The organism is Variovorax sp. 22077 (assembly GCF_052044195.1).
Lineage (GTDB): Bacteria > Pseudomonadota > Gammaproteobacteria > Burkholderiales > Burkholderiaceae_C > Variovorax > Variovorax atrisoli.
The window spans coordinates 1-303 of record NZ_JBQEQC010000140.1 but is presented as its reverse complement, the minus strand read 5'-3'; the positions used below and the strand labels follow the sequence as shown (position 1 = coordinate 303).

Genomic DNA, 303 nt, shown 5'->3' with positions numbered 1-303 from the left:
TCGCCGAGATCGAGAAGCTGCTGCAGGCCGCATCCGAGGCACCGCGCGCCGCGGCAGAGATCGTGTCGCAGATGACCTCGCGCGACGAACAGCGCCTCTCGGCCTGGACGCAGTCGCTCACCGACATGGCCGCCTCGCTGCGCCAGGAATGGCAGCAGGCCGGCGAGCACACCAGCAGCCAGCAGAAGCAGCTTCTCGACGCCATGGCGCAGACCGCGCACGAGATGTCGGCCCAGAACGAAGCGCATGCGAAGAACACCATCGCCGAGATCGAGAAGCTGCTGCAGGCCGCATCCGAGGCAC

At 67.7% G+C, this 303-nt stretch carries 1 pseudogene; it reads left to right on the top strand.

The window, feature by feature from the left end:
• Positions 1 to 303 (top strand): annotated as a pseudogene (locus ACTJLF_RS34855) (DUF802 domain-containing protein); the annotation flags it as partial.